General features: G+C 68.2%; 2 protein-coding genes. One reads left to right on the top strand and one right to left on the bottom strand.

Features of this window, described 5'->3' with window-relative positions:
• The first annotated feature begins 53 nt into the window (after positions 1-53).
• On the top strand, positions 54-1226 hold the full coding sequence (locus BAY60_RS36640; protein ID WP_211330152.1) for an IS30 family transposase: 1173 nt from the start codon (positions 54-56) through the stop codon (positions 1224-1226).
• Between the two features lie 63 nt (positions 1227-1289).
• On the opposite strand, the gene BAY60_RS36635 is transcribed toward BAY60_RS36640, so the two are convergent.
• A complete protein-coding gene (locus BAY60_RS36635) occupies positions 1290-1403 on the bottom strand; it encodes an ATP-binding protein (RefSeq protein ID WP_281270746.1) in 114 nt (37 codons plus the stop codon).
• Positions 1404-1411 lie beyond the last annotated feature (8 nt).

The following is a 1411-nucleotide window of genomic DNA, read 5'->3' as shown; positions in this document are numbered from 1 at the left end:
CCGTGGGTTCGAGCATTCGTCGCAACACCCTCTGTTAGAAGGATCGGGTGGATATGGGACGACCGGGGCGGAAGCGACGGCTGGCACTGGAGGACGAGTACTGGAAGTTGATGGCGTCTGGGGTGGGCACGGTGGAGGCGTGTCGGCGTCTGGGGATCGCTCGGACGACCGGCTACTACTGGCGGTCGCATCGCGGCGGGCTGGCGCGGACCGTGCGCGCGGAGGACTCGCGGTCAGGCCGGTATCTGTCGCTGCTGGAGCGGGAGCGCATCGCCGTGCTGCGCGGACAGGGATGCAGCATGCGGGAGATCGCGCGCCGGCTCGGGCGGGCGCCGTCGACGATCTCACGCGAGCTGGGCCGCAACATGCGCGACGGGGACAACGACGTCTACCAGGCCGGTCTCGCGCACGCACGCGCCCGGGAGCAGGCGCGGCGCCAACGTCGCAGCATCTTCGCCCGCGATGAACAGCTGCGCGCGGTCGTGCAGGACAAGCTGCGACTGCAGTGGAGCCCGGAACAGATCGCGGCCTGGCTGAAGACCGAGCACCCCGCCCGGCCGGACTGGCATGTCTGTCACGAGACCATTTATCAGGGCCTGTACTTCGGCGGGAGCCGCGGCCTGACCAGGCAGTTGGCGCGCAACCTCCGTACTGGTCGCGGCCTGCGACTTCGCCGCCGCAGGCCGCAGAGCCGGCGGCCACGGTTCAGCGCGCACGCACGAACGATCGACGAGCGGCCCACCGTCGTGCTCGCCCGTCAGCGGGTCGGCGACTTCGAAGGCGACCTCATCCTCGGCCGCCACGGCCAGTCCGCGATCGGAACCCTGGTCGACCGCACCACCCGCTACCTGCGACTGGTGCACGTCCCCGAGCAGCGCCGGGGTGAAGACTTCGCCGCTGCCCTCGCGAGCGCGGTCGAGGATCTACCCCGGATCGCACGGCGCACCCTGACCTGGGACCAGGGCGCGGAAATGGCGCGCCACGACCTCCTTGCCGAGCTCTTCGACGAAGGCGTCTACTTCGCCTACCCCGGAAGCCCCTGGCAACGCGGCACCAACGAGAACACCAACGGCCTGCTGCGCCAGTACTTCCCGAAACGCGCGAACCTCCGCGACTACAGCATCAGCGACCTGCGCCGGGTGGAACACCTCCTCAACAACCGACCCCGGAAGATCCTCAGCTGGGCCACCCCCGCAGCAGCCTTCGCCGCTCAACTGACAAGATGATCAAACAACGTTGCGACGATCAGCAGAATCTACCGGTTCGGGAAAATTGACCCCTTGGGTTGGTCAGTTTTGGTTGGTGCGGTTGTCTTTGGCGAGGAGTTCGCGGCGTTGGCGGGTGCGGTAGGAGTCGCCGGTGAGGGTGAGGACTTCGGCGTGGTGGACGAGGCGGTCGATCATGGCGGCGC

It is taken from the genome of Prauserella muralis (assembly GCF_003202285.1).
Lineage (GTDB): Bacteria > Actinomycetota > Actinomycetes > Mycobacteriales > Pseudonocardiaceae > Prauserella_B > Prauserella_B muralis.
The sequence above is the reverse complement of the archived record's forward strand: the minus strand, read 5'-3'. Positions and strand labels throughout refer to the sequence as shown.

Excerpts from the sequence above, each read along its gene's own strand:
- BAY60_RS36635 (WP_281270746.1), bottom strand. The coding sequence starts at position 1,403 with ATGATCGACCGCCTCGTCCACCACGCCGAAGTCCTCACCCTCACCGGC.
- BAY60_RS36640 (WP_211330152.1), top strand. The coding sequence starts at position 54 with ATGGGACGACCGGGGCGGAAGCGACGGCTGGCACTGGAGGACGAGTAC.